This window comes from Pseudomonas haemolytica (assembly GCF_009659625.1).
Taxonomy (GTDB): domain Bacteria; phylum Pseudomonadota; class Gammaproteobacteria; order Pseudomonadales; family Pseudomonadaceae; genus Aquipseudomonas; species Aquipseudomonas haemolytica.
Map to the genome: position 1 here is coordinate 380,559 of NZ_VOIW01000007.1, position 21,948 is coordinate 402,506.

Sequence of the window (21,948 nt, forward strand, 5' to 3'; positions counted from 1 at the left end):
CAAGAAAAGGTACTCAGATGAACGCGATTAATCGCCTCGCCGTCGCTATTTCCATTGCCTCGTTATTTCCCCTCAGTGCATTTGCCGCCGACTCGAAAGGAACGGTTGAAGTGGTGCATTGGTGGACCTCCGGCGGTGAAAAAGCGGCTGTGGATGTCCTGAAGGCCCAAGTTGAGAAAGACGGCTTCACCTGGAAAGACGGTGCCGTTGCAGGTGGCGGTGGCGCCACCGCCATGACCGTGCTGAAAAGCCGTGCGGTCGCCGGCAACCCGCCAGGCGTTGCCCAGATCAAAGGCCCTGACATCCAGGAATGGGCGTCCACCGGCCTGCTCGACACCGACGTGCTCAAAGACGTCGCCAAAGAAGAAAAGTGGGACTCCCTGCTCGACAAGAAAGTCTCCGATACCGTGAAATACGACGGTGATTACGTTGCCGTACCGGTGAATATTCACCGTGTGAACTGGTTGTGGATCAACCCGGAAGTCTTCAAGAAAGCCGGTATCACCAAGAACCCCACCACCCTCGAAGAATTCTATGCGGCCGGCGACAAGCTCAAAGCCGCGGGCTTCATTGCGCTCGCCCATGGCGGCCAGCCTTGGCAGGACAGCACCGTGTTCGAAGCGGTGGTTCTGTCGGTGATGGGTGCCGATGGCTACAAGAAAGCCCTGGTCGACCTGGATAACGGTGCACTGACCGGTCCGGAAATGGTCAAGGCACTCACCGAGCTTAAGAAAGTCGCGACCTATATGGACGTCGACGGCAAAGGCCAAGACTGGAACCTCGAAGCAGGCAAGGTCATCAACGGCAAGGCCGGCATGCAGATCATGGGTGACTGGGCCAAGTCCGAGTGGACCGCGGCCAAGAAAATCGCCGGCAAGGACTACGAGTGCGTAGCCTTCCCTGGCACCGACAAAGCCTTCACCTACAACATCGACTCCCTGGCGGTGTTCAAGCAGAAAGACAAAGGCACTGCTGCTGGCCAGCAAGACATCGCCAAAGTCGTGCTGGGTGAAAACTTCCAGAAAGTCTTCAGCATCAACAAGGGCTCGATCCCTGTTCGCACCGACATGCTCACTGAAATGGACAAGCTCGGTTTCGACTCCTGTGCCCAGACTGCCGCCAAGGACTTCCTGGCCGACGCCAAGACCGGCGGCCTGCAGCCAAGCATGGCCCACAACATGGCCACCACCCTGGCGGTACAAGGTGCGTTCTTTGATGTCGTGACCAACTACATCAACGACCCGAAAGCCGACCCGGCCGATACCGCCAAAAAACTTGGCGCGGCGATCAAGTCGGCCAAGTAACGGTTAGCACTGCTGGTCCTTGTGAGGGGAAACCCCCTGACCCCTCACAAGGCATGCTTCTGTAGTCCTTTTTCCCTGTACTGGATTTTCCCATGAGTTCTGTTGCTGTGTTCAGCAAGGCCTCGCCGTTCGATGCACTGCAGCGCTGGCTCCCTAAACTGGTGCTGGCGCCCAGCATGTTCATCGTGCTGGTGGGCTTTTATGGCTACATCCTGTGGACGTTCGTGCTGTCGTTCACCACCTCCACGTTCCTGCCCAGCTACAAGTGGGCGGGCCTTGCGCAGTACGAGCGGTTGTTCGACAACGACCGTTGGTGGGTAGCGAGCAAAAACCTGGCCGTGTTCGGCGGTATGTTCATTGGCATCACCCTGGTGATCGGCGTGACGCTGGCGATTTTCCTCGACCAGAAAATCCGCCGTGAAGGCTTTATCCGCACCATTTACCTGTACCCGATGGCGCTATCGATGATCGTCACGGGTACCGCCTGGAAATGGCTGCTCAACCCGGGCATGGGCCTGGACAAACTCCTGCGTGACTGGGGCTGGGAAGGCTTTCGTCTCGACTGGCTGATCGATCCGGACCGCGTGGTTTACTGCCTGGTGATTGCCGCCGTGTGGCAAGCCTCCGGTTTTATCATGGCAATGTTCCTCGCCGGCCTGCGTGGCGTCGACCAGTCGATCATCCGTGCTGCCCAGATCGACGGTGCCAGCCTGCCGCGCATCTATTGGAGCGTGGTGCTGCCCAGCCTGCGCCCGGTGTTCTTCAGTGCGGTGATGATCCTGGCGCATATCGCGATCAAGAGCTTCGACCTGGTCGCGGCAATGACCGCGGGTGGCCCGGGCTATTCGTCCGACCTGCCCGCCATGTTCATGTACTCGTTCACCTTCAGCCGCGGCCAGATGGGCATGGGTTCGGCCAGTGCAATCCTGATGCTGGGTGCGATCCTCGCGATCATCGTGCCGTACCTGTATTCCGAGCTGAGGACCAAGCGCAATGACTAGTCTCGCTGCCAAACCTGCCATTAGCCTGAGTCGCATCGCGATCTACGCGGTGCTGATCCTCGCGGTGCTGCTGTACCTGGTACCGCTGGTGGTGATGCTGCTCACCAGCTTCAAGACCCCGGAAGATATCAGCACCGGCAACCTGCTGAGCTGGCCGACTGTGGTCAGCGGTATCGGCTGGGTCAAGGCCTGGGCTACCGTGGATGGCTACTTCTGGAACTCGATCAAGATCACCGTTCCGGCAGTGCTGATTTCCACCGCCATCGGTGCCTTGAACGGCTATGTGCTGTCGTTCTGGCGCTTCCGGGGTTCGCAGCTGTTCTTCGGCCTGTTGCTGTTCGGCTGCTTCCTGCCGTTCCAGACCGTGCTGCTGCCGGCGTCGTTCACCCTCGGCAAGATGGGCCTGGCCAGCACCACCACCGGCTTGGTATTTGTGCACGTGGTCTACGGCCTGGCGTTCACCACGCTGTTCTTCCGTAACTATTACGTGAGCATCCCGGATGCGCTGATCAAGGCGGCACGCCTGGACGGTGCGGGTTTCTTCACCATCTTCCGCCAGATCATTCTGCCGATGTCGACGCCGATCATCATGGTCTGCCTGATCTGGCAGTTCACCCAGATCTGGAACGACTTCCTGTTTGGCGTGGTGTTCTCCAGCGGTGACTCCCAGCCCATAACGGTGGCGCTGAACAACCTGGTCAACACCAGCACCGGGGCCAAGGAATATAACGTGGATATGGCGGCGGCGATGATCGCCGGGCTGCCGACCCTGCTGGTCTATGTGATCGCAGGCAAGTATTTCGTGCGCGGCCTCACGGCCGGCGCGGTCAAGGGGTAATCATGGCTACGCTTGAACTTCGCAATGTAAACAAGACCTATGGCGCCGGCCTGCCCGACACCTTGAAGAACATCGAACTGTCGATCAAGGAAGGTGAATTCCTGATCCTGGTCGGCCCGTCGGGCTGTGGTAAATCCACGCTGATGAACTGCATTGCCGGCCTTGAGACCATCAGCGGTGGCGCGATCATGATCGGCGACCAGGACGTCAGCGGCATGAGCCCCAAGGACCGTGACATCGCCATGGTGTTCCAGTCCTACGCGCTGTACCCGACCATGAGCGTGCGCGAGAACATCGAATTCGGCCTGAAAATCCGCAAGATGCCCCAGGCTGATATCGACACCGAAGTGGCGCGGGTGGCCAAGCTGCTGCAGATCGAACACCTGCTCAACCGCAAGCCTGGCCAACTGTCTGGCGGCCAGCAACAGCGCGTGGCCATGGGCCGTGCCCTGGCGCGTCGGCCGAAGATCTACCTGTTCGACGAACCGCTGTCCAACCTCGACGCCAAGCTGCGCGTGGAGATGCGTACCGAAATGAAACTGATGCACCAGCGCCTGAAAACCACCACCGTCTACGTCACCCACGATCAGATCGAAGCGATGACCCTGGGCGACAAAGTGGCGGTGATGAAGGACGGCATCATCCAGCAGTTCGGCACGCCCAAAGAGATCTACAACAACCCGGCCAACCAGTTCGTGGCGAGCTTTATCGGTTCGCCGCCGATGAACTTCGTACCCCTGCGCCTGCAACGCAAGGACGGTCGCCTGGTGGCGCTGCTCGACAGCGGCCAGGCCCGTTGCGAGCTGGCGCTGAACGTGACTGACGCGGGTCTGGAAGACCGCGACGTGATCCTGGGCCTGCGCCCGGAGCAAATCATGTTGGCGACAGGTGAGGGCAACAGTGCCTCGAGCATTCGTGCCGAAGTCCAGGTCACCGAGCCGACCGGCCCGGACACCCTGGTGTTCGTACAGCTCAACGACACCAAGGTCTGCTGCCGCCTGGCGCCGGACGTGGCGCCGCAGGTAGGCGAGACCCTGACCCTGCAATTTGACCCGGCCAAGGTATTGCTGTTTGACGCCAAGACCGGTGAGCGACTGGGTACCGCTGCTTCGCTGGCGGCACAGGGGCATGCCGACAATGTGACCCAGTTCAAGGGTCGCTGAAGCAGATAAGCGGTTGTTTTAGTTAAAAAATGTAACCCGCGTTAGATAAAAACAGTTTAATAACAATAAAGACGAGGATGTAGGGATGAAAAAGCAACACAACAACACCCGGCTGATCTGCCAACTGTCAGCAGTAGCAGCCCTGGTTTTGTCCGCCAATGCGATGGCGGACGAAGCCTTCAGTGCCGATTCCAAATGGATGACCGGCGATTGGGGCGGCGAGCGCACCAAGCTGATCGAGCAAGGTATCGACATCAAGGCCGACTACGTTGGGGAAATGGGCTACAACGCCCACGGCGGCTATAACGATGACAAGACCGGTCGTTACTCCGACCAGTTTGGTCTGGGCGTGGCACTGGACCTGCAAAAACTGTGGGGCTGGGATAACACCCAGGCCAAGATCCAGTTGACTAACCGTAATGGCCAAAACATCTCCAATGACCGGGTTGGCGACTCCAGCAGAGGTCCGGCGACCTTGAGTTCTTCTCAAGAAGTCTACGGTCGCGGCCACATGGTGCGACTGACTCAATTGTGGATCCAGCATCAGTTCCTCGACGGCAAACTGGACGTGAAAGCTGGTTACTTCGGTGAAGGCGAAGACTTCAACACTTTCCCATGCGACTTCCAGAACCTGGCGTTCTGCGGGTCCCAAGTGGGTAACTGGGCCACCAACATCTGGTACAACTGGCCGGTCAGCCAAGCCGCTCTGCGCGTGAAATACAACATCACGCCAGAGCTGTATGCCCAAATCGGCGCGTACAACCAGAACCCATCGCAGCTTGAACACGGCAACGGCTTCAAGCTCAGCGGCAGCGGCACCAAAGGCACCGTATTGCCGGTAGAACTGGTTTGGTCGCCCAAGGTCAACGGCTTGCCGGGCGAATACCGTGTGGGTTACTACAAGAGCACGGCTGACGCCAATGACGTGCGTGAAGATGCCAATGGTAATGACGCTGCCCTCAGCGGTGACGGTTACCGCGTTCACAGCAGCAAACACGGCTACTGGGGCGTCATTCAACAACAACTCACCACACACAACGGCGACGCCTCTCGCGGTCTGAACATTGCAGCCAACGCGACCTTCCACGACAAAGACACTAACTTCATCGACAACTACCAGTCGCTGATGTTTGTGTACAAAGGCCCATTCGATGCGCGTCCAAAAGATGACGTCGGTATCGGTTTCGCCCGTATCCATGTCAACGATGATGTGAAGAAAAACGCGGAGCTGCTGAACGCAGGCGGTGGTTTCACCGACTACACCCAAGCCGGTTTCACACCGGTGCGCAGCACCGAATACAACTACGAAATCAACTACGGCTTCCACGTGACCAACTGGCTGACCGTGCGCCCGAACCTGCAATACGTTACCCACCCAGGTGGCAATGACGAGATCGACAACGCCTTGGTCGCCGGCCTGAAAATTCAGTCGGTGTTCTAACACGGTTGCGATAAGCTCCTTCTCTCTGTGCGCATTTGCGGGTAGCCATGGCTATCCGCTTTTTTTTGGGTTGCACTGTGATATTCGGGACCTGAGCACATGCATGAGCAACCGTTGCAACGCTTTTTCAAATCCCTGCGCGAGCGTCCGGTGTTCGCCTGGGAGCGCTTTCAGATGCGCGACGTGTTGGTGATCGACCATCCCCTGTGCCAGGCGGTGTTCAGTCGACAGGGCGCGCAATTGCTGCACTTTCAGCCCACGGGCCAGAAACCCTGGCTGTGGTGCGCCGCCAAGTGGCCGCAAGTCGGCGCGATCCGTGGTGGCGTGCCGGTGTGCTGGCCGTGGTATGGCCGCCATCCCAGCGAAAACGCCTGGCCTTCCCATGGTTGGGCGCGGTTGATCGACTGGAAGCTACTCGACAGCAGCACCGACGACGATGGCGTGCGCCTGCACTGGCAATTGCAGTTGTGCGACTGGCAGGTGGACTTGCACGCGCACCTGGGCGAAACCCTGGAGCTGCGCCTGAGCACCGAGCATCAGGACGAACTGCCGTGCCAGTTGAGCCATGCGTTGCACGCTTACTGGCGTATCGGTCACGTTGATGAGGTAGCGCTGTCTGGGCTCGACGGGGCGCAGGGTTACGACCAGCTCAATCGCCAGGTTTGCCAACAGGAAGGCGAACTGCGAGTCGATGGTGGTTGCCAGCGAGTGTTCCAGCATGAGGGCGAGTTACAGCTCAAGGACCACGCCTGGCAGCGTGAATTGTGCATCGACACTGGCGACAGCGCCGACACCGTGGTGTGGCACCCGGGCAGCCGGCCGCTGTTGGGCGTGAGCTTCAACGAGGCGTCGGGGTTTGTGTGCGTGGAATCGGCGATGGCGGCAGCCAGCCTGGCGCCGGGGGAGAGGGCGCATTTGAGTTTGCAGGCCAGGGCAGGGGCTTAATGGTGTGGCTGATGGCCTCATCGGGAGCAAGCCCCCTCCCACAGTTTGATGTGTGAATACCGTCAAATGTAGGAGGGGGCTTGCTCCCGATGAGGCCAGTGAAGCCAACACAGGCTGACTCAGTTGAACTCATCCCCCACCGGATACCGGCTGTCATTCAAACTTTCTTTGATCTTGCGCAAATGCGGCTGGAAATCCACTCCGCGACGCAACGTCATGCCGGTTGCGAGCACATCCAGCACCGTCAACTGAATGATCCGCGAAGTCATCGGCATATAAATGTCGGTGTCTTCCGGCAGCGGGATGTTCAGGCTCACTGTGCTGGCCTTGGCCAGCGGCGAGTTCTCGGCGGTGACGCCCAGTACTGAAGCACCATTTTCCCGGGCGATACGCGCCACTTCCACCAGCTCTCGGGTACGCCCGGTGTAGGAAATGATCACAAACAACTCACCGGTATGCGCCACCGAAGCGATCATGCGCTGCATCAGCACGTCCGCATGCGCGGTCACCGACAGGTTGAACCGGAAGAATTTGTGCAAGGCGTCCATGGCTACCGGGGCCGAAGCACCCAGGCCAAAGAAGTGGATCTGCCGCGCCTGGATCAACAGGTCCACGGCCTTGCTGATCAGGGCCGGGTCCAGTGCCTGGCAGGCGCTGTCCAGGGACGCAATGGCACTGCCAAAGATCTTCTGGGTGTAGGCTTCGGGGTTATCATCGGCCTCCACGGCGCGGCTGACATACGCAGCGCCACTGGCCAGGCTTTGCGCCAGCTGCAATTTGAGTTCAGGGTAACCGCTGACACCGAACGAACGGCAGAAACGGTTGACCGTCGGTTCACTGACCGAGGCGGCCTGGGCGAGGGCGGCGATCGAGAAGCGTGTGGCCTGCTGCGGGTTGAGCAGGATGACTTCAGCGACTTTGCGCTCGGCCTTGTTCAATTCTTCGAGGCGGTTCCGGATCTGTTCCAGAAGATTTCGCACGCGGTCCATTCAGTCTTTCCTTCGGGCGACGATGCAAATAAAGGGCAGTGACCAATCGATGAGTGGCCCTTTGCGGTGGCCTATCCTACTGAGGGTAGCTGAACACCACCACTCGGAATGCGAATTACCGGAAAATGTTGTGGTTATTACTACATTTTTCCTTGAGTGATGCCTTGAAAAAAGGTATTTGTAGCTTAACTTGATAAAAGAACAAACATCATGCCTTCGATAACCGTAGAACCCTGCACCTTTGCCCTGTTTGGCGCCTTGGGTGATCTGGCGCTGCGCAAGTTATTTCCTGCTCTCTATCAACTCGATGGCGCCGGGTTGTTGCACGACGACACGCGCATCCTGGCCCTGGCCCGTGAAGCCGGGTCCGAGCAGCAGCACCTGGGCCATATCGAAAAAGAATTGCGTAAGTACGTCGGCAAGGAACTCGACGAAGCCGTGGCCGCACGCTTTTTAGCGCGCCTGGCGTATGTGCATGTCGACTTCATGAAGGCCGACGACTATGTCGCTCTCGCCGACAATGTCGGCAGCGAACAACGTCTGATCGCCTACTTCGCCACCCCAGCGGCGGTGTATGGCGCGATCTGCGAGAACCTGGCGAAGGTCGGCCTGGCGGAAAATACCCGGGTGGTGCTGGAAAAACCCATCGGCTCGGACCTGGAATCCTCGCGCAAGGTCAACGACGCCGTGGCGCAGTTTTTCCCGGAAAACCGCACCTACCGCATCGACCACTACCTGGGCAAAGAGACCGTCCAGAACCTGATCGCCCTGCGTTTCGCCAATAGCCTGTTCGAAACCCAGTGGAACCAGAACTACATCTCCCACGTGGAAATTACCGTGGCCGAGCAGGTCGGCATCGAAGGCCGTTGGGGTTACTTCGACAAGGCCGGCCAGCTGCGCGACATGATCCAGAACCACCTGCTGCAACTGCTTTGCCTGATTGCCATGGACCCGCCGGCCGACCTGTCCGCCGACAGCATCCGTGACGAGAAGGTCAAGGTGCTCAAGGCCCTGGCGCCGATCAGCCCCGAGGGCCTGACCACCCAGGTCGTGCGCGGCCAGTACATCGCCGGCTACAGCGCTGGTAAAGCCGTGCCGGGCTACCTGGAAGAAGACAATTCCAACACCCAGAGCGACACCGAGACTTTCGTCGCCCTGCGTGCCGATATCCGTAACTGGCGTTGGGCCGGGGTGCCGTTCTACTTGCGCACCGGCAAGCGCATGCCGCAAAAGCTGTCGCAGATCGTCATCCATTTCAAGGAACCGTCCCACTATATCTTCGCCCCGGAGCAGCGCCTGCAGATCAGCAACAAGTTGATCATCCGCCTGCAGCCGGACGAAGGTATTTCCTTGCGCGTGATGACCAAGGAGCAGGGCCTGGACAAGGGCATGCAACTGCGCAGCGGGCCACTGCAACTGAATTTTTCCGACACCTATCGCAGCGCACGGATTCCCGATGCCTACGAGCGGTTGTTGCTGGAAGTAATGCGCGGCAATCAGAACCTGTTTGTTCGCAAAGATGAAATCGAAGCTGCGTGGAAGTGGTGCGACCAGTTGATCGCCGGGTGGAAAAAATCCGGTGATGCGCCCAAGCCGTATGCGGCGGGGTCCTGGGGGCCGATGAGCTCGATTGCACTGATCACGCGGGATGGGAGGTCGTGGTATGGCGATATCTGAATTGAAACTGCCTCAGGGCGTCACTGCCCATGAGTACCGCACGCCCGCGCTGCTGGCCGATGGCCTGGCCAATGACGTGGCGGAACAACTGCGCGGGGCCATCAGTGCCCGTGGCGAGGCGACGTTAGTGGTGTCCGGCGGGCGCAGCCCCGTGGCATTTTTCCAGAACCTGGCCAAGCAGGGCCTGGACTGGTCCAAGGTCACCATCACCCTGGCCGATGAACGCTGGGTGCCGGTAGAACACGCCGACAGCAACGCCGGCCTGTTGAAGCAGTACCTGTTGCAAGGCCCGGCGGCCAAGGCCAGGTTCCTCAGCCTGTACAGCGCTGCTGCCAACCTTGAAGACGCTGCCGAGCAGGCCGATCGCCTACTGGCCGAACTGCCAGCCATTGATGTGCTGGTGCTGGGCATGGGCGATGACGGCCACACCGCATCGCTGTTCCCCAACAGCCCGAACCTGGGCGAAGCGCTGAAGGCCGACGGTACCCGCCGTTGCTGGCCGATGCTGGCGCCCACCGTGCCGCACCAGCGCCTGACCATGAGTCGTGCGCTGCTGGCCACGGCCGACTACACCGTGCTGTCGATTTCCGGCAGCTCGAAATTGACCACCTTGAGCGCCGCCCTGGCCAGTGACGATGTTGCTGCCATGCCGATTCGCGCGTTTTTGCAACCTACTCTAGAGATTTACTGGTGCCCATGAGCCAAGGATCAGCCGCTATGAAAAGCCCTCAACCGACCGTGTCCATGGCGGATAAAGTTGCCTTGATCGACAGCCTCTGCGCCAAGGCGCGGATCCTGCCGGTGATCACCATCGCCCGCGAACAGGACATCCTGCCGCTGGCCGACGCCCTGGCAGCCGGCGGTTTGACCGCGTTGGAAGTGACCCTGCGTTCCGAGTTCGGCCTCAAGGCCATCCAGGTATTGCGCGAGCAACGTCCGGAGCTGTGCACCGGCGCCGGTACTGTGCTCGACCGCCACATGCTCGAAGCGGCTGAAGTGGCCGGCTCGCAATTTATCGTCACCCCCGGCATTACCCGTGACCTGCTGGAAGCTTCGGTGCACAGCCCGATCCCGCTGCTGCCTGGGATCAGCAACGCTTCGGGCATCATGGAAGGCTATGGCCTGGGGTATCGCCGCTTCAAGCTGTTCCCGGCCGAAGTCAGCGGCGGCGTCGCGGCCATCAAGGCCCTCGGTGGCCCGTTTGGCGAAGTGAAATTCTGCCCTACCGGCGGCGTTGGCCCGGCCAACATCAAGAACTACATGGCGTTGAAAAACGTGATGTGCGTAGGCGGTAGCTGGATGCTTGACCCTGAATGGGTGAAGAACGGCGACTGGGCGCGTATCCAGGAAGTCACCGCGCAGGCGCTGGCGCTGCTGGATTGATCTGCTTTTACTGAATCGTTGTTGCTGTGCTTAACGGCATTTTTGCGGTGCACTTGGTCGGTGCGCCGCTTTTTTTTGCCTGTAGAAAACTCGATCCACCACAAGTCCAAATGTGGGAGCCAGCTCCCACAGTTTCAATCTTTGTTTAGCTCGGTAATCGCGTTGACCAACACATTGATATCCGCCGCTGACGTCACCAGCCCCGGCGTTACCCGAATACAGGTGCCAAACGCCGCCCCCGAGCGGGTCGTGGTGAACACGTCATACTCCTTGAGCAGCCTATCCACCATCACCTGTTGATCCCGCCCGATGAACTTGAACGCGGTGATCCCGCAATACAGTCGCGGATCATCCGAGGTCAGCACTTCAATCCCCGGTAAGGGGCGCACCTGGCTCACCCACAGATCCCGCAGGTAATTGACACGCGCACCCTTGGCCGCGGCGCCACCCAATTGCCGATGTTCTTCAAACACCAACGGTAAGGTCATCAGCGCGGGAAAGTTCGGTGTGCTGTAGGACGTACGAGCGCGCACATCAGTGGCCGGGTAGTGAGACTCGCCCATGTCCGGGTCGATATCGGCCAGGCGCTCGGGGGCGATATATAAAAAGCCCAGGGTTAGCGGTGCACCCATCCATTTGTGCAGGTTGAACCCCGCGAATTGAATGCCCAGTTCAGCCAGGTTGAACTCGAACTGGCCCAGGGCGTGGGCGCCGTCGAGGATCACGTCGATATGCTGTTCGCGTGCGGCCTTGGCAATGGCCGCAACGGGCATGACCAGGCCGGTGCGGTGGGTGACATGGGTCAGGGCCATCAATTTGAGGCGTGGGTACTTAACGAACGCGTCGTGATACGTCTGCACCAGGCTGTCGAAACTGGCCGGGTGGTTGTGGGACACCTCGATTACCTCCACGCCGCGACTACCTGCCAACCAGCGCATGGCGCCTTTGACCGTGTCGTACTCCAGGTCGCTGATCAGCACCTGGTCTCCCGGTTGCAGGCGGTTGTAGTTGCGAATCAGCGATTGCAAGGCTTCGGTGGCGTTGCGAGTGAAGGCGACGGACTCCGGGTCGACATCGATCAACCCCGCCAGCTCGCGGCGGATCTCGACGTTTTCACCCTGCTCAAAGCACTGGCGCACATGCACTGAGTTGCTGCGGTTGATAAAGCTGATGTGCTCAAGGTAGTGCGCCTGTACTGCACGGCTCATGCGCCCGAAATAGCCGTTTTCCAGGTTGATCGGCCCAGGCTCCACGTCATAGCGCTGGGCGATGGCGTGCCAGTGGCGTTCGTTATCTGCATTCCTTGGCATGGCGAGTCTCTTAATGACGTGGGGCAGGTTTACCGTGTTTAACGCGCAGCGGCTCGAGCAGTTCGGACAGGCCGTTATGGTCGATTTCCTGCATCAGGGCCAGCAGGCCACCCAATTCGCCGTGGGGGAAGCCTTCACGGCCGAACCAGTTCAGGTAGGGCCCGGGCAAGTCGGCGATGATCCGGCCTTTGTATTTGCCGAAGGGCATTTCGCGGGTGATCAGCAGTTCGAGTTTTTCGGGGTTCATGAGCTTCGTGCGATAGAGGCGAGGTCTTCGAAAATACAGGCATTCTGCATGAAGGCCAAATGACAGATCATGCAAATAACATCGATACAGATGGTTCAATAATTCGTAAGTATTTGAAATTATTGGTTAATTTTGTTTTTGAAAACCTGGCACGGGCGCTGCAATAACTAAGACAACCTTCTAACCCGTACAAGGAATTGAAAAATGACTGACATCAATAAAGAATCGATCTCCGTACTGAACGACCTGATCGAGACCAGCATCGACGGCCAAAAGGGTTTCAAGGAATGTGCCGAAGATATCAAGCATCCAGAACTCAAGGCGTTGTTCGCCAAGCGCTCTGCTGATTGCGCGACTGCCGCCGCTGAATTGAAAACTGCAGTACGCGCACTGGGTGGCGATCCGGAAGATTCCGGTAGCGTAGCCGGCGCTCTGCACCGTGGTTGGGTCGACGTAAAATCGATGGTCACCGGTAAAGACGAAGAGGCTGTACTGAACGAAGCCGAGCGCGGTGAAGACCACGCTCTGAAGGCTTATAAAGAAGCCATCGAGAAGATCAACAAGCACAACCTGCTGGGCATTCGTGACCTGGTTGAGCGTCAGTACCACGGTGTACAGCGCAACCACGACCAGGTGAAAGCCCTGCGTAACCAGGCTCGTGCTCAGTCATAAGACCTGTCTGAATAGAAAAAGCCCCGCAGATGCGGGGCTTTTTTATGTGCGACGATCAGCCAATGCTGATCGGCGGCAACTCGGTCAAGGTCACAACCTGCTGCTTGCGGGGCGCCAGAATCTCCGCTTCGCCATCCACGACCAACTCATCGCGCTGGTTGAACACTCGCGTGGCAATGCGCACGCGAAACTTCGGCAGCTTCTCGAGGATCTCCAGGCGCACAGTCAGTGTGTCGCCGATCTTGACGGGCTTCTGGAAGCTCATCTGCTGGCCGATATAAATAGTGCCCGGCCCAGGCAGTTCGCAGGCGACTGCCGCGCTGATCAGGGCGCCGCTGAACATACCGTGGGCGATACGCTCCTTGAACATGGTTGCCTTGGCGTATTCGGCATCCAGGTGTACGGGGTTGTGGTCACCGGACATGGCGGCGAACAACTGGATATCACGCTCTTCGACGGTTTTGCTGAAGCTGGCGGTCTGGCCGACTTCGAGGGCTTCGTACGGGGTGTTGGTTACCTGGGTCATCTAAAGCGGCATCCTGTGGCTAATCGGTAATTTAATAAACTGATTTTAAACGAAAAGTTATTCGCAGCGGGCCGGCCTGCGCAAGGCCAGGGCCTGGTCGAGCCACTTCAATACATCCGCTGTGACTTCATCACGGTTGGTTTCATTGAACACTTCGTGACGCGCCTGCGGGTAGATATTCAATTGCAGGTTCTGGCAGCCGGCCTCACGCAGGGCGTGGGCCAGGCTTTTGAGACGCTTGCCTTCGCTCACCGGATCACATTCGCCGCCCATCACCAGGATCGGCAGGCCCGGGTCGATCTGACTGAGATTGGACGCTTTGCTGATTTGCTGCAAGCCGCCGAGCAGGTCGATCCACAACTGGTTGGTGCAGCGGAAGCCGCAGAGCGGGTCGTTGATGTACGTGTCGACTTCAGCCGGGTCGCGGCTGAGCCAGTCGAACGCCGTGCGCGTGGGTTTGAACGCTTTGTTGAACGAGCCGAACGACAGGAACTCGATCAACGCACTCCGGCCGCGCAGACCCTGGCGCAGGCGTTCGACCCGAGCGATTACCCGCGCCGCGCCGTACAACGCCACCGGCTGGAAATTCGAACCACTGAGAATCGCCCCATTCAGGCTGGCGCTGTGGTGCAGCAGGTAGGCCTGGGCGATGTAGCTGCCCATGCTGTGGCCGAGCAAAACAATCGGCACACCCGGCTGTTGCTGGCCGATATGCTGGTTGAGGCTGGCCAGGTCGCCCACCACCTTGTTCCAGCCATCCTTTTCGGCGTACAGGCCCAAGGTGCCCTCGTCAGCAGTACGGCCATGGCCGCGCTGGTCCAGCGCATACACACCGTAGCCAGCGCCGCACAGGGCTTCGGCCAGGCGGGCATAACGACCACTGTGCTCGGCCATGCCATGGGAGAGCATCACCAGGGCCTTGGGCGAGCCGTCTGGCAACCATTGGTTGACGTACAGGCGGCTGCGGTCGTTCGCATTCAGCCAGAAGGTACTGTGGTTCATGGCGATTCCTTTGCTCAGGGTCGTTGCAGTGTATAGCTCATCGGCAGAGGGGCGGAGCATCTGCCTACACGTTAGCCGCTAGATTCACACAATCAATGACACGATTTAGCGTATTTGCCTGTTTGGTTATAGCTGCTAACGTCCCCAAAGCTCCGCTTGTTATAAATGTATAAAGCGGCCGGACACACTCAGGTAAGAGGACAAGAACAATGCAACCTGATTTCTGGAATGACAAACGCGCGGCGGGCGTGCCCAATGCCATCGACCTCACGACTTACAAGTCGGTGATCGAGGTCTTCGAGCGTTCCTGCAAGACCTTTGCCGACCGTCCGGCGTTCAGCAACATGGGCATTACCCTGACCTACGCCGAGCTTGAACGCCAGAGTGCGGCGTTCGCCGGTTACCTGCAACAGCACACCGACCTCAAGCCCGGCGAGCGCATCGCAGTGCAGATGCCCAACGTGCTGCATTACCCGGTTGCGGTTTTCGGCGCACTGCGGGCCGGGCTGATCGTGGTCAATACCAACCCGCTGTATACCCCGCGCGAAATGCGCCACCAGTTCAAGGACGCGGGCGTACGGGCGCTGGTCTACCTCAACCTGTTCGGGGCGCGGGTGCAGGAGGTCTGTACCGATACCGAGATCGACTACCTGATCGAAGCCAGGATGGGCGACTTCATGCCCGCCGCCAAGGGCTGGCTGGTCAACACTGTGGTCGACAAGGTAAAGAAGATGGTCCCGGCCTACCGCCTGCTACGGGCGGTGTCGTTCAAGCGCGCCTTGCGCATGGGCGCGGGCCTTGGGGTGACGCGGCATCCGGTGGCCCTGGACGATATCGCCGTGCTGCAATACACCGGTGGCACCACCGGCCTGGCCAAGGGCGCGATGCTCACCCACGGCAACCTGGTGGCGAACATGCAGCAAGTGCGCGCGTGCATGTCGCAACTGGGCGAAGACGGCCATCCGCTGGTCAAGGATGGGCAGGAGGTGATGATTGCGCCGCTGCCGCTGTACCACATCTATGCATTCACGGCGAACTGCATGTGCATGATGGTGTCGGGCAACCACAACGTGCTGATCACCAACCCACGGGACATTGGCGGTTTTATCAAGGAGCTCAAGCAGTGGCGGTTCTCCTGCCTGCTGGGGCTCAACACCCTGTTTGTGGCATTGATGGATCACCCGGATTTCAAGACCCTGGATTTTTCTCATCTCAAGATCACCAACTCCGGCGGCACCGCCCTGGTCAAGGCCACGGCGGAACGCTGGAAGGCGCTGACCGGCTGTTCCATCGGCGAAGGCTACGGCCTCACCGAAACCTCACCGGTGGCCAGCACCAACCCGTACGGCGGCCTATCGCGCCTGGGCACCGTGGGTATCCCGGTGCCGGGCACGGCGATGAAAGTCATTGATGATGAGGGGCACGAACTGCCGTTGGGCGAGCGCGGCGAGCTGTGCATCCAGGGCCCGCAGGTGATGAAGGGCTACTGGCAGCAGCCGGTTGCCACCGCCGAGGCCCTGGACGCCGAAGGCTGGCTCAAGACCGGTGACATTGCGGTGATCGATACCGATGGCTACGTCAGCATTGTGGATCGCAAGAAGGATTTGATCATCGTCTCGGGCTTTAACGTGTACCCCAACGAAATCGAAGACGTGGTCATGGCCCACCCGGCCGTGGCCAACTGCGCGGTGATCGGCGTGCCGGATGAGCGTACGGGGGAGGCGGTAAAGCTGTTCGTCGTGGCGCGAGCCCAGGGGGTGACCCTTGAGGAGTTGAAGGCGTACTGCAAGGCCAACTTCACCGGCTATAAGGTGCCCAAGCATATTGTGCTGAGGGAGTCATTGCCGATGACGCCGGTGGGCAAGATCCTGCGGCGGGAGCTGCGTGACAGCGCCTGATTTGAAATAGGGTCAAAATGTGGGAGGGGGCTTGCCCTAATGCCGGTCAGTTAAGCGTGCATCGCCCTCTGTAGGAGCGAGCTTGCTCGCGAAAAACCTCAACGATAACGCGTGCTTCATGAATGAACGCGGCGCCTGTGAGTTTTTCGTGAGCAAGCTGTGAGGGGGTGAGAGATATGGCACTAAAGGAAACTGGTGGGAAGAAGAGGGAAGAAAACGGGCAAGCCAGGAAAGGCGGGCTCTGAACGGATCAGAAAGGGCTAATCAGTGCCAAAAGGGGCGCGAAGTCGAAAAACAACCGAAACCAACAAAGAGCCCGCATTTAGCGGGCTTTTTGGCACTTGGGCTTTAGATCATCCAACCGCCTGACCAGACCACCCGCCCCACTAGCCGACCATACGCGCAGCATGCAAGAAGATCGGGACATTTATAACAAGCACGACCATGGTAGTGGCCGCAAGCCATCGCCAATCCAATAGTATTCTGGTATTCATTGGGGCTCATAAAGGAGATCCCATATGGATAGTGCGCGCTGTACCGTGAACAACACTGATTACACAGGCGTAGGTTTTGCCGCTTTGCCTGAGGCTGAAAGGGCAGACTATCGGCGGCATTTGGTTTGTGTGATGTGCGGGACGAAAGCCTATTTTCGTAAAGAGGCTAGTAGCGGACAGGGGCCTTGCTTTGGAGCAAGACCCCACGCGAACTGCGTGCTAGCTACCGTTGAGTCGGCTCGTGGAATGGGTGGGAACAATGAAGAGAATGCTCTTCATAATCCTGGTACTCGCATCGTTTTAGATGAGGCTCAAGGGGCCGCCGAAATTGTTAATGGTGATCCTGGAGAGCCTGGCGGAGCAGGCGCGGGAGGTAGGCGCTTTACTGGCGATGGTGGACGGCCCAATGCTGTATCACGCAAACGACTAGGGCCGTTACTTAAAACTCTTATTTATGAACCAGCCTTTAGAACTTCAACAGTCTATGTTGAGATTCCTGGAAGAGACACCAGGCCCGCCCGTGACCTGTTCGTCAATTTCTCCGATGTTAGTCAGTGCCAGCCACACACCTTATATGGGTTCTGGGGCGTTATTTACGACACCGGCTATGGTAACGATGGCACTCTTTGGGTGAACACAGGCGAATGGGAAGATGTCAGTGTTGCAATTGATCCTACGGACGTTGCCCCATTTTTGACTCGACACAAAACAACTGTGGCAAACCTTGATGGGGCGCACATTTTAGTTTTTGGCACTACTTTTAAGGCAGGAAGCGGTAAGCAAATCATCAAGCCGTCTTCTGTTCAGCTCACTGCATTGAACGAAGATTAACTTGCTACCTTAAAGCCGAGCGAAACTCCGCCCCGTATTAATGCGGGGCATCCTGCTTCTATGGACGCATGCATAAACCCAATCACTGGCGACCTGACGGGCCCGCGTATCAATACGCTCGGCAACGCCGTTTACATCCGCCTCATGACACCCCTCGGCACCTGGGGGAAAGACACCACTGTGGGCTCGCGTCTGCATGAGCTGAAACGCTCCAAAGACCTGCCGCGGGTCTGCAAACTCGCCAAGCGATAAGCCGAGCAGGCGCTCCAGCCGCTGCTCGATGACGGCCGCGCCCAGGACATCACCATCACCGTCGAGCAGCCCCACAACGGCTGGCTCAATCTGCAAATCGACATCACCGAACGGTAGCGTCTGGGTGCATCATGACACTTCTAAAGCAGCATCTACCCTCACGGTCAGTCAAGGCCAAGTCAGGATTAGGAGTGTCGCTGCTGGTGCCAATCCTATTGCCTGGGTAACAGACTCCCCTGTCTGGCATAACGCCGCAGTGACAACCAGCCTCTCAAGTAGCCTGGGAATTCTGGCACTACGAATGGATGGATGCAGCAAGTGTTTGAGGTAACAGAAAGCGCCTCTGCCGCCGACTATCGGTACTTCCCTTTAGAGTTCCCTACCGGAGTCTTTGGGGTATTTCCAGTATTGCTCAGCAGCACGGTTGGCTCCGGCTGGGGAACGAATGTCGGTGTGGTAACTGGGAGTTGGGACAAGCAAAAATTCTTATTGAATGGAGGTGGTTCCTTCAGCAGTGAAGGCCGCTTCCGTATTTTGGCTTTGGGGTGGTGATCATGTCTCAGGTGTATTTCAGTCCGTCCACGACTACATTTTCCGCACCGACACGCATGGCGTGCCTGGAAGCGAGCGCTGCAAGATGCCTTCTGATGTCGTGGAAGTCTCCCAGAACGTGTTTGAAGCAATGTCAGAAGCGCGCTCCCAAGGCATGCGCTTAGTTGCTGACGGCGATGGTAAACCTACCGCTATTCAGCGATTGGCACCAACGGCCGCAGAACTGGCTGACAATGAGCGACTGTGGCGGAACGGTGAGATAAGCAGTACAGAGTGGCTGGTCGCTCGTCACCGCGATGAGATAGACATGGCTAAAGTGCCGACTATCGCAATTGAAAGGTTCGTCGACCTATTGGATTATCGCCAGCTTCTTAGAGATTGGCCGTCATCTGTTGGCTTCCCGAAGGTCTCCAAGCGCCCACAAGCGCCCGACTGGCTAGCTGCCGCGTTGGTTGCTGAGTAACCGACCCGAGATGGCTGCTTATGCGGTGCCATACTTCCCGCTAGACCGTGCCAAATCCGACGCTCGCTTACACAAGCTCGCTCCTACAAAAAGCCTTAGCTGACTGGCATTGGGGCAAGCCCCCTCCCACAGTTGTTATTTGTCGCCCGTAAGGCCCATTCCAGAGCGGCTTTCATTGATATAGAATTTTTGCTCTAAAAATGACCATTGCGTATTCTTGAGTCATGTTTATGACTGTAGGGCCCTCTTTTGGCTCTAGGCGGCCCTTGGCAAAGCTGCTACTCTCGGCGCGCTTTGTGACGTCTCGGCCTGCTTGAAAGCGCCAGATTCACCTTAAAAAACATACACCAATAATAATCGCATCAAATGCGATGATGAATTCGCGTCGCTGAGGAGTGGGCTTCCATGAACGAAGACTTTTGGAAGGATAAGTACCCCGCCGGGATTGCTGCAGAGATCAATCCAGACGAGTATCAAAATATTCAGGCGGTACTGAAGCAGTCCTGCCAGCGCTTCGCCAACAAACCGGCTTTCAGCAACCTGGGCAAGACAATCACCTACGGTGAACTGTACGAATTGTCCGGCGCTTTCGCCGCCTACCTGCAACAGCATACCGACTTGAAGCCTGGCGATCGAATCGCTGTGCAACTGCCCAACGTCCTGCAATACCCGGTTGCCGTGTTCGGCGCCATCCGTGCGGGCCTGATCGTGGTCAACACCAACCCGCTGTATACCGCGCGGGAAATGGAACACCAATTCAATGATTCCGGGGCCAAGGCCCTGGTTTGCCTGGCCAACATGGCGCACCTGGCTGAAAAAGTCGTGCCCAAGACCGCCGTCAAGCATGTGATCGTCACCGAAGTCGCCGACCTGCTGTCGCCGTTCAAGCGCCTGCTGATCAACAGCGTGATCAAGTACGTGAAGAAGATGGTCCCTGCTTATCACTTGCCCCAGGCGATCAGGTTCAACGACGTACTCGCCAAGGGTCATGGCCAGCCGGTCAACGATGCCAGCCCGGCCAGCAGTGATGTCGCCGTGCTGCAATACACCGGCGGCACCACTGGCGTGGCCAAGGGCGCGATGCTGACCCATCGCAACCTCGTCGCCAACATGCTGCAGTGCAAGGCACTGATGGGCTCCAACCTCAACGAGGGCTGCGAGATCCTGATCACGCCGCTGCCGCTGTACCACATCTATGCCTTCACCTTTCATTGCATGGCGATGATGCTGATTGGCAACCACAACATCCTGATCAGCAACCCGCGCGACCTGCCGGCGATGGTCAAGGAACTGTCGAAGTGGAAGTTCAGCGGCTTTGTCGGCTTGAACACCCTGTTCGTGGCGCTGTGCAATAACGAAGCCTTCCGCAAGTTGGACTTTTCCGCGCTGAAGGTCACCCTGTCGGGCGGTATGGCCTTGCAACTGGCAGCGGCAGAGCGTTGGAAGGCCGTGACCGGCTGTGGCATCTGCGAAGGCTACGGCATGACCGAAACCAGCCCGGTGGCCACGGTGAACCCGATCCAGAATATCCAGATCGGTACCATTGGCATTCCGGTGCCGTCCACGGTGTGTAAAGTCATCGCCGACGACGGCACCGAACTGGCTCTGGGCGAAACCGGCGAGCTGTGCGTCAAGGGCCCGCAGGTGATGAAGGGCTACTGGCAGCGCGAAGACGCCACTGCCGAGATGCTCGACAGCGAAGGCTGGCTGAAGACCGGCGACATCGCGATCATCCAGCAAGACGGCTACATGCGCATTGTCGACCGCAAGAAAGACATGATTCTGGTCTCCGGCTTCAACGTCTACCCCAACGAACTGGAAGACGTGCTGGCGACCCTGCCGGGCGTGCTGCAATGCGCGGCCATCGGTGTGCCGGACGAGAAGTCCGGCGAGCACATCAAGATCTTCATCGTGGTCAAGCCAGGGGCTACCCTGACCAAGGACCAGGTGATGGAACACATGCGCGCCAACGTCACCGGCTACAAGGTGCCCAAGGCCGTGGAGTTCCGTGATGCGCTGCCGACCACCAACGTGGGCAAGATCCTGCGGCGTGAATTGCGCGATGAAGAGTTGAAGAAACTCGGTCTTAAAAAGTAACGCACTTCAAATGTGGAAGGGGGCAAGCCCTTTCCACATTTTTTACTACGCTCTTACAGGGCGAACTGCGCGAAGCTCACACCCGCACCCGCCGGGCGCACATCCTTGAGAAAGGAATCCTTGTCCGCGCTCAGCTCCAGGGTGATTTCCGGCTTGCGCTTGCCTGCATTGCGCACCACCAACCCTTCGAGTTTTTCACGCAGGAACACGGTCGGCACCTTCAGGTGCAGCAACTGGTCAGTCTCGGCGTTGTGCATCAACAGGTGGATCCACTCGTACTGGCCCACGGCAATCCGCGCCACTGGCAGGTCGAACCACCAGATGTTGCGTTTGTGGTCCAGGTCGGTGAAGTGGCAGTTATTGACGCCGAGTACGGCACCGCCCAGTTCCTGGTTTCTACGGGCGATGGCCTGTGCTTTATTGAGTTTCATAACCTTCCTACGGGATCTGTTATTCAGCCTTGCAGCCTGAATGTGCCGGGCATTCTCGTGGGTTGGCCGCAAAACATAAAGCCAAACCTGCGGCCTGCGATGAAATGCCTGCCGAAAATATTTGAAACTCTGCCGCGGAGCCCTGGGTCAATTCCTACGTAATGACCAAAAACCTCGATTGTTCCAGGAGAAATACCATGAGCAGCACATCGGATAAGGCAAAAGGTTTGGCGAACGAAGCGGTCGGCAACATCAAGCAAGGTGTCGGCAAAGTCACCGGCAACGACAAGCTGCGCGCTGAAGGCGTGGTTCAAGAGAAGAAAGGCGAAGTGCAGAAAGCGGTCGGCGATACCAAAGACGCGGTAAAAAAAGCCACCAAGTAATCCTGCTTCGCCGGCTGGTTTCTCGCAGCCCTGCGGCCATCCATGGATG

21 protein-coding genes are annotated in these 21,948 nt (G+C 58.4%); 15 read left to right on the top strand and 6 right to left on the bottom strand.

Going from position 1 to position 21,948, the window contains the following annotated elements; translation table 11 throughout:
- Nucleotides 1–17: 17 nt before the first annotated feature.
- The 6 genes from FRT59_RS23445 (at nucleotide 18) to FRT59_RS23470 (ending at nucleotide 6,692) form a co-directional block, all read left to right on the top strand.
- Entirely contained in the window at nucleotides 18–1,304 is a 1,287-nt protein-coding gene (locus FRT59_RS23445) for an ABC transporter substrate-binding protein (protein WP_153872502.1), read from the top strand.
- 92 nt (nucleotides 1,305–1,396) lie between these two features.
- Entirely contained in the window at nucleotides 1,397–2,305 is a 909-nt protein-coding gene (locus FRT59_RS23450; protein WP_034115703.1) for a carbohydrate ABC transporter permease, read from the top strand.
- Nucleotides 2,298–3,143, top strand: coding sequence for a carbohydrate ABC transporter permease (locus tag FRT59_RS23455; RefSeq protein ID WP_034115702.1), 846 nt, complete (start codon nucleotides 2,298–2,300; stop codon nucleotides 3,141–3,143). The genes FRT59_RS23450 and FRT59_RS23455 overlap by 8 nt, the downstream gene beginning before the upstream one ends.
- Before the next feature lie 2 nt (nucleotides 3,144–3,145).
- Nucleotides 3,146–4,306 carry an ABC transporter ATP-binding protein gene (locus tag FRT59_RS23460; RefSeq protein ID WP_034115701.1) on the top strand — a complete coding sequence of 387 codons (1,161 nt, stop codon included), beginning with the start codon at nucleotides 3,146–3,148 and terminating at the stop codon, nucleotides 4,304–4,306.
- An 85-nt stretch (nucleotides 4,307–4,391) separates the two neighbouring features.
- Nucleotides 4,392–5,747: a carbohydrate porin gene (locus tag FRT59_RS23465; protein WP_153872503.1), complete on the top strand. Its 1,356-nt coding sequence runs from the start codon at nucleotides 4,392–4,394 to the stop codon at nucleotides 5,745–5,747.
- 99 nt (nucleotides 5,748–5,846) lie between these two features.
- Nucleotides 5,847–6,692: a D-hexose-6-phosphate mutarotase gene (locus FRT59_RS23470; protein WP_034115699.1), complete on the top strand. Its 846-nt coding sequence runs from the start codon at nucleotides 5,847–5,849 to the stop codon at nucleotides 6,690–6,692.
- A 119-nt stretch (nucleotides 6,693–6,811) separates the two neighbouring features.
- On the opposite strand, the gene FRT59_RS23475 is transcribed toward FRT59_RS23470, so the two are convergent.
- Entirely contained in the window at nucleotides 6,812–7,672 is an 861-nt protein-coding gene (locus tag FRT59_RS23475) for a MurR/RpiR family transcriptional regulator (RefSeq protein WP_198809839.1), read from the bottom strand.
- 219 nt (nucleotides 7,673–7,891) lie between these two features.
- Between FRT59_RS23475 and zwf the strand changes: the two genes are divergently transcribed.
- From zwf to FRT59_RS23490, 3 genes are read left to right on the top strand one after another with little or no spacing between them, the layout of a single operon-like run.
- Entirely contained in the window at nucleotides 7,892–9,358 is a 1,467-nt protein-coding gene (zwf, locus tag FRT59_RS23480; protein ID WP_153872504.1) for a glucose-6-phosphate dehydrogenase, read from the top strand.
- Nucleotides 9,345–10,058, top strand: coding sequence for a 6-phosphogluconolactonase (gene pgl / locus FRT59_RS23485; protein WP_034115696.1), 714 nt, complete (start codon nucleotides 9,345–9,347; stop codon nucleotides 10,056–10,058). The genes zwf and pgl overlap by 14 nt, the downstream gene beginning before the upstream one ends.
- 17 nt (nucleotides 10,059–10,075) lie before the next feature.
- Nucleotides 10,076–10,741 carry a bifunctional 4-hydroxy-2-oxoglutarate aldolase/2-dehydro-3-deoxy-phosphogluconate aldolase gene (locus FRT59_RS23490; RefSeq protein ID WP_026013852.1) on the top strand — a complete coding sequence of 222 codons (666 nt, stop codon included), beginning with the start codon at nucleotides 10,076–10,078 and terminating at the stop codon, nucleotides 10,739–10,741.
- 134 nt (nucleotides 10,742–10,875) lie between these two features.
- Here FRT59_RS23490 and FRT59_RS23495 read toward each other — a convergent pair whose 3' ends face one another.
- Nucleotides 10,876–12,051 carry an aminotransferase class V-fold PLP-dependent enzyme gene (locus tag FRT59_RS23495; protein WP_153872505.1) on the bottom strand — a complete coding sequence of 392 codons (1,176 nt, stop codon included), beginning with the start codon at nucleotides 12,049–12,051 and terminating at the stop codon, nucleotides 10,876–10,878.
- A 10-nt stretch (nucleotides 12,052–12,061) separates the two neighbouring features.
- On the bottom strand, nucleotides 12,062–12,298 hold the full coding sequence (locus tag FRT59_RS23500; protein WP_153872506.1) for a DUF3820 family protein: 237 nt from the start codon (nucleotides 12,296–12,298) through the stop codon (nucleotides 12,062–12,064).
- A 204-nt stretch (nucleotides 12,299–12,502) separates the two neighbouring features.
- Here FRT59_RS23500 and FRT59_RS23505 point away from each other — a divergent pair, with 204 nt between their 5' ends.
- The gene (locus tag FRT59_RS23505) at nucleotides 12,503–12,970 is read left to right on the top strand and encodes a ferritin-like domain-containing protein (protein WP_032891010.1); all 468 of its coding nucleotides are present in this window, start codon (nucleotides 12,503–12,505) and stop codon (nucleotides 12,968–12,970) included.
- A 55-nt stretch (nucleotides 12,971–13,025) separates the two neighbouring features.
- Here the strand turns inward: FRT59_RS23505 and FRT59_RS23510 are convergent, their stop codons facing one another.
- Both FRT59_RS23510 and FRT59_RS23515 read right to left on the bottom strand, forming a co-directional pair.
- The gene (locus tag FRT59_RS23510) at nucleotides 13,026–13,496 is read right to left on the bottom strand and encodes a MaoC family dehydratase (protein ID WP_034115694.1); all 471 of its coding nucleotides are present in this window, start codon (nucleotides 13,494–13,496) and stop codon (nucleotides 13,026–13,028) included.
- Nucleotides 13,497–13,553: 57 nt separating this feature from the next.
- Nucleotides 13,554–14,498 (bottom strand): alpha/beta hydrolase, encoded by a 945-nt coding sequence (locus tag FRT59_RS23515; RefSeq protein ID WP_153872507.1) that lies wholly within the window; start codon nucleotides 14,496–14,498, stop codon nucleotides 13,554–13,556.
- Between the two features lie 209 nt (nucleotides 14,499–14,707).
- Between FRT59_RS23515 and fadD2 the strand changes: the two genes are divergently transcribed.
- The 4 genes from fadD2 (at nucleotide 14,708) to fadD1 (ending at nucleotide 21,085) form a co-directional block, all read left to right on the top strand.
- Nucleotides 14,708–16,396, top strand: coding sequence for a long-chain-fatty-acid--CoA ligase FadD2 (fadD2, locus tag FRT59_RS23520; protein ID WP_153872508.1), 1,689 nt, complete (start codon nucleotides 14,708–14,710; stop codon nucleotides 16,394–16,396).
- Nucleotides 16,397–16,914: 518 nt separating this feature from the next.
- Complete coding sequence (locus tag FRT59_RS23525) at nucleotides 16,915–17,721, top strand: hypothetical protein (RefSeq protein WP_153872509.1); 807 nt, start codon at nucleotides 16,915–16,917, stop codon at nucleotides 17,719–17,721.
- A gap of 766 nt (nucleotides 17,722–18,487) precedes the next feature.
- Nucleotides 18,488–18,988 carry a phage tail assembly chaperone gene (locus FRT59_RS27450; RefSeq protein WP_167524306.1) on the top strand — a complete coding sequence of 167 codons (501 nt, stop codon included), beginning with the start codon at nucleotides 18,488–18,490 and terminating at the stop codon, nucleotides 18,986–18,988.
- Nucleotides 18,989–19,393: 405 nt separating this feature from the next.
- Complete coding sequence (gene fadD1 / locus FRT59_RS23540) at nucleotides 19,394–21,085, top strand: long-chain-fatty-acid--CoA ligase FadD1 (protein ID WP_034115691.1); 1,692 nt, start codon at nucleotides 19,394–19,396, stop codon at nucleotides 21,083–21,085.
- A 53-nt stretch (nucleotides 21,086–21,138) separates the two neighbouring features.
- On the opposite strand, the gene FRT59_RS23545 is transcribed toward fadD1, so the two are convergent.
- Complete coding sequence (locus FRT59_RS23545; RefSeq protein ID WP_034115690.1) at nucleotides 21,139–21,516, bottom strand: hypothetical protein; 378 nt, start codon at nucleotides 21,514–21,516, stop codon at nucleotides 21,139–21,141.
- 197 nt (nucleotides 21,517–21,713) lie between these two features.
- Between FRT59_RS23545 and FRT59_RS23550 the strand changes: the two genes are divergently transcribed.
- On the top strand, nucleotides 21,714–21,899 hold the full coding sequence (locus tag FRT59_RS23550; RefSeq protein ID WP_058414423.1) for a CsbD family protein: 186 nt from the start codon (nucleotides 21,714–21,716) through the stop codon (nucleotides 21,897–21,899).
- Nucleotides 21,900–21,948: the final 49 nt, after the last annotated feature.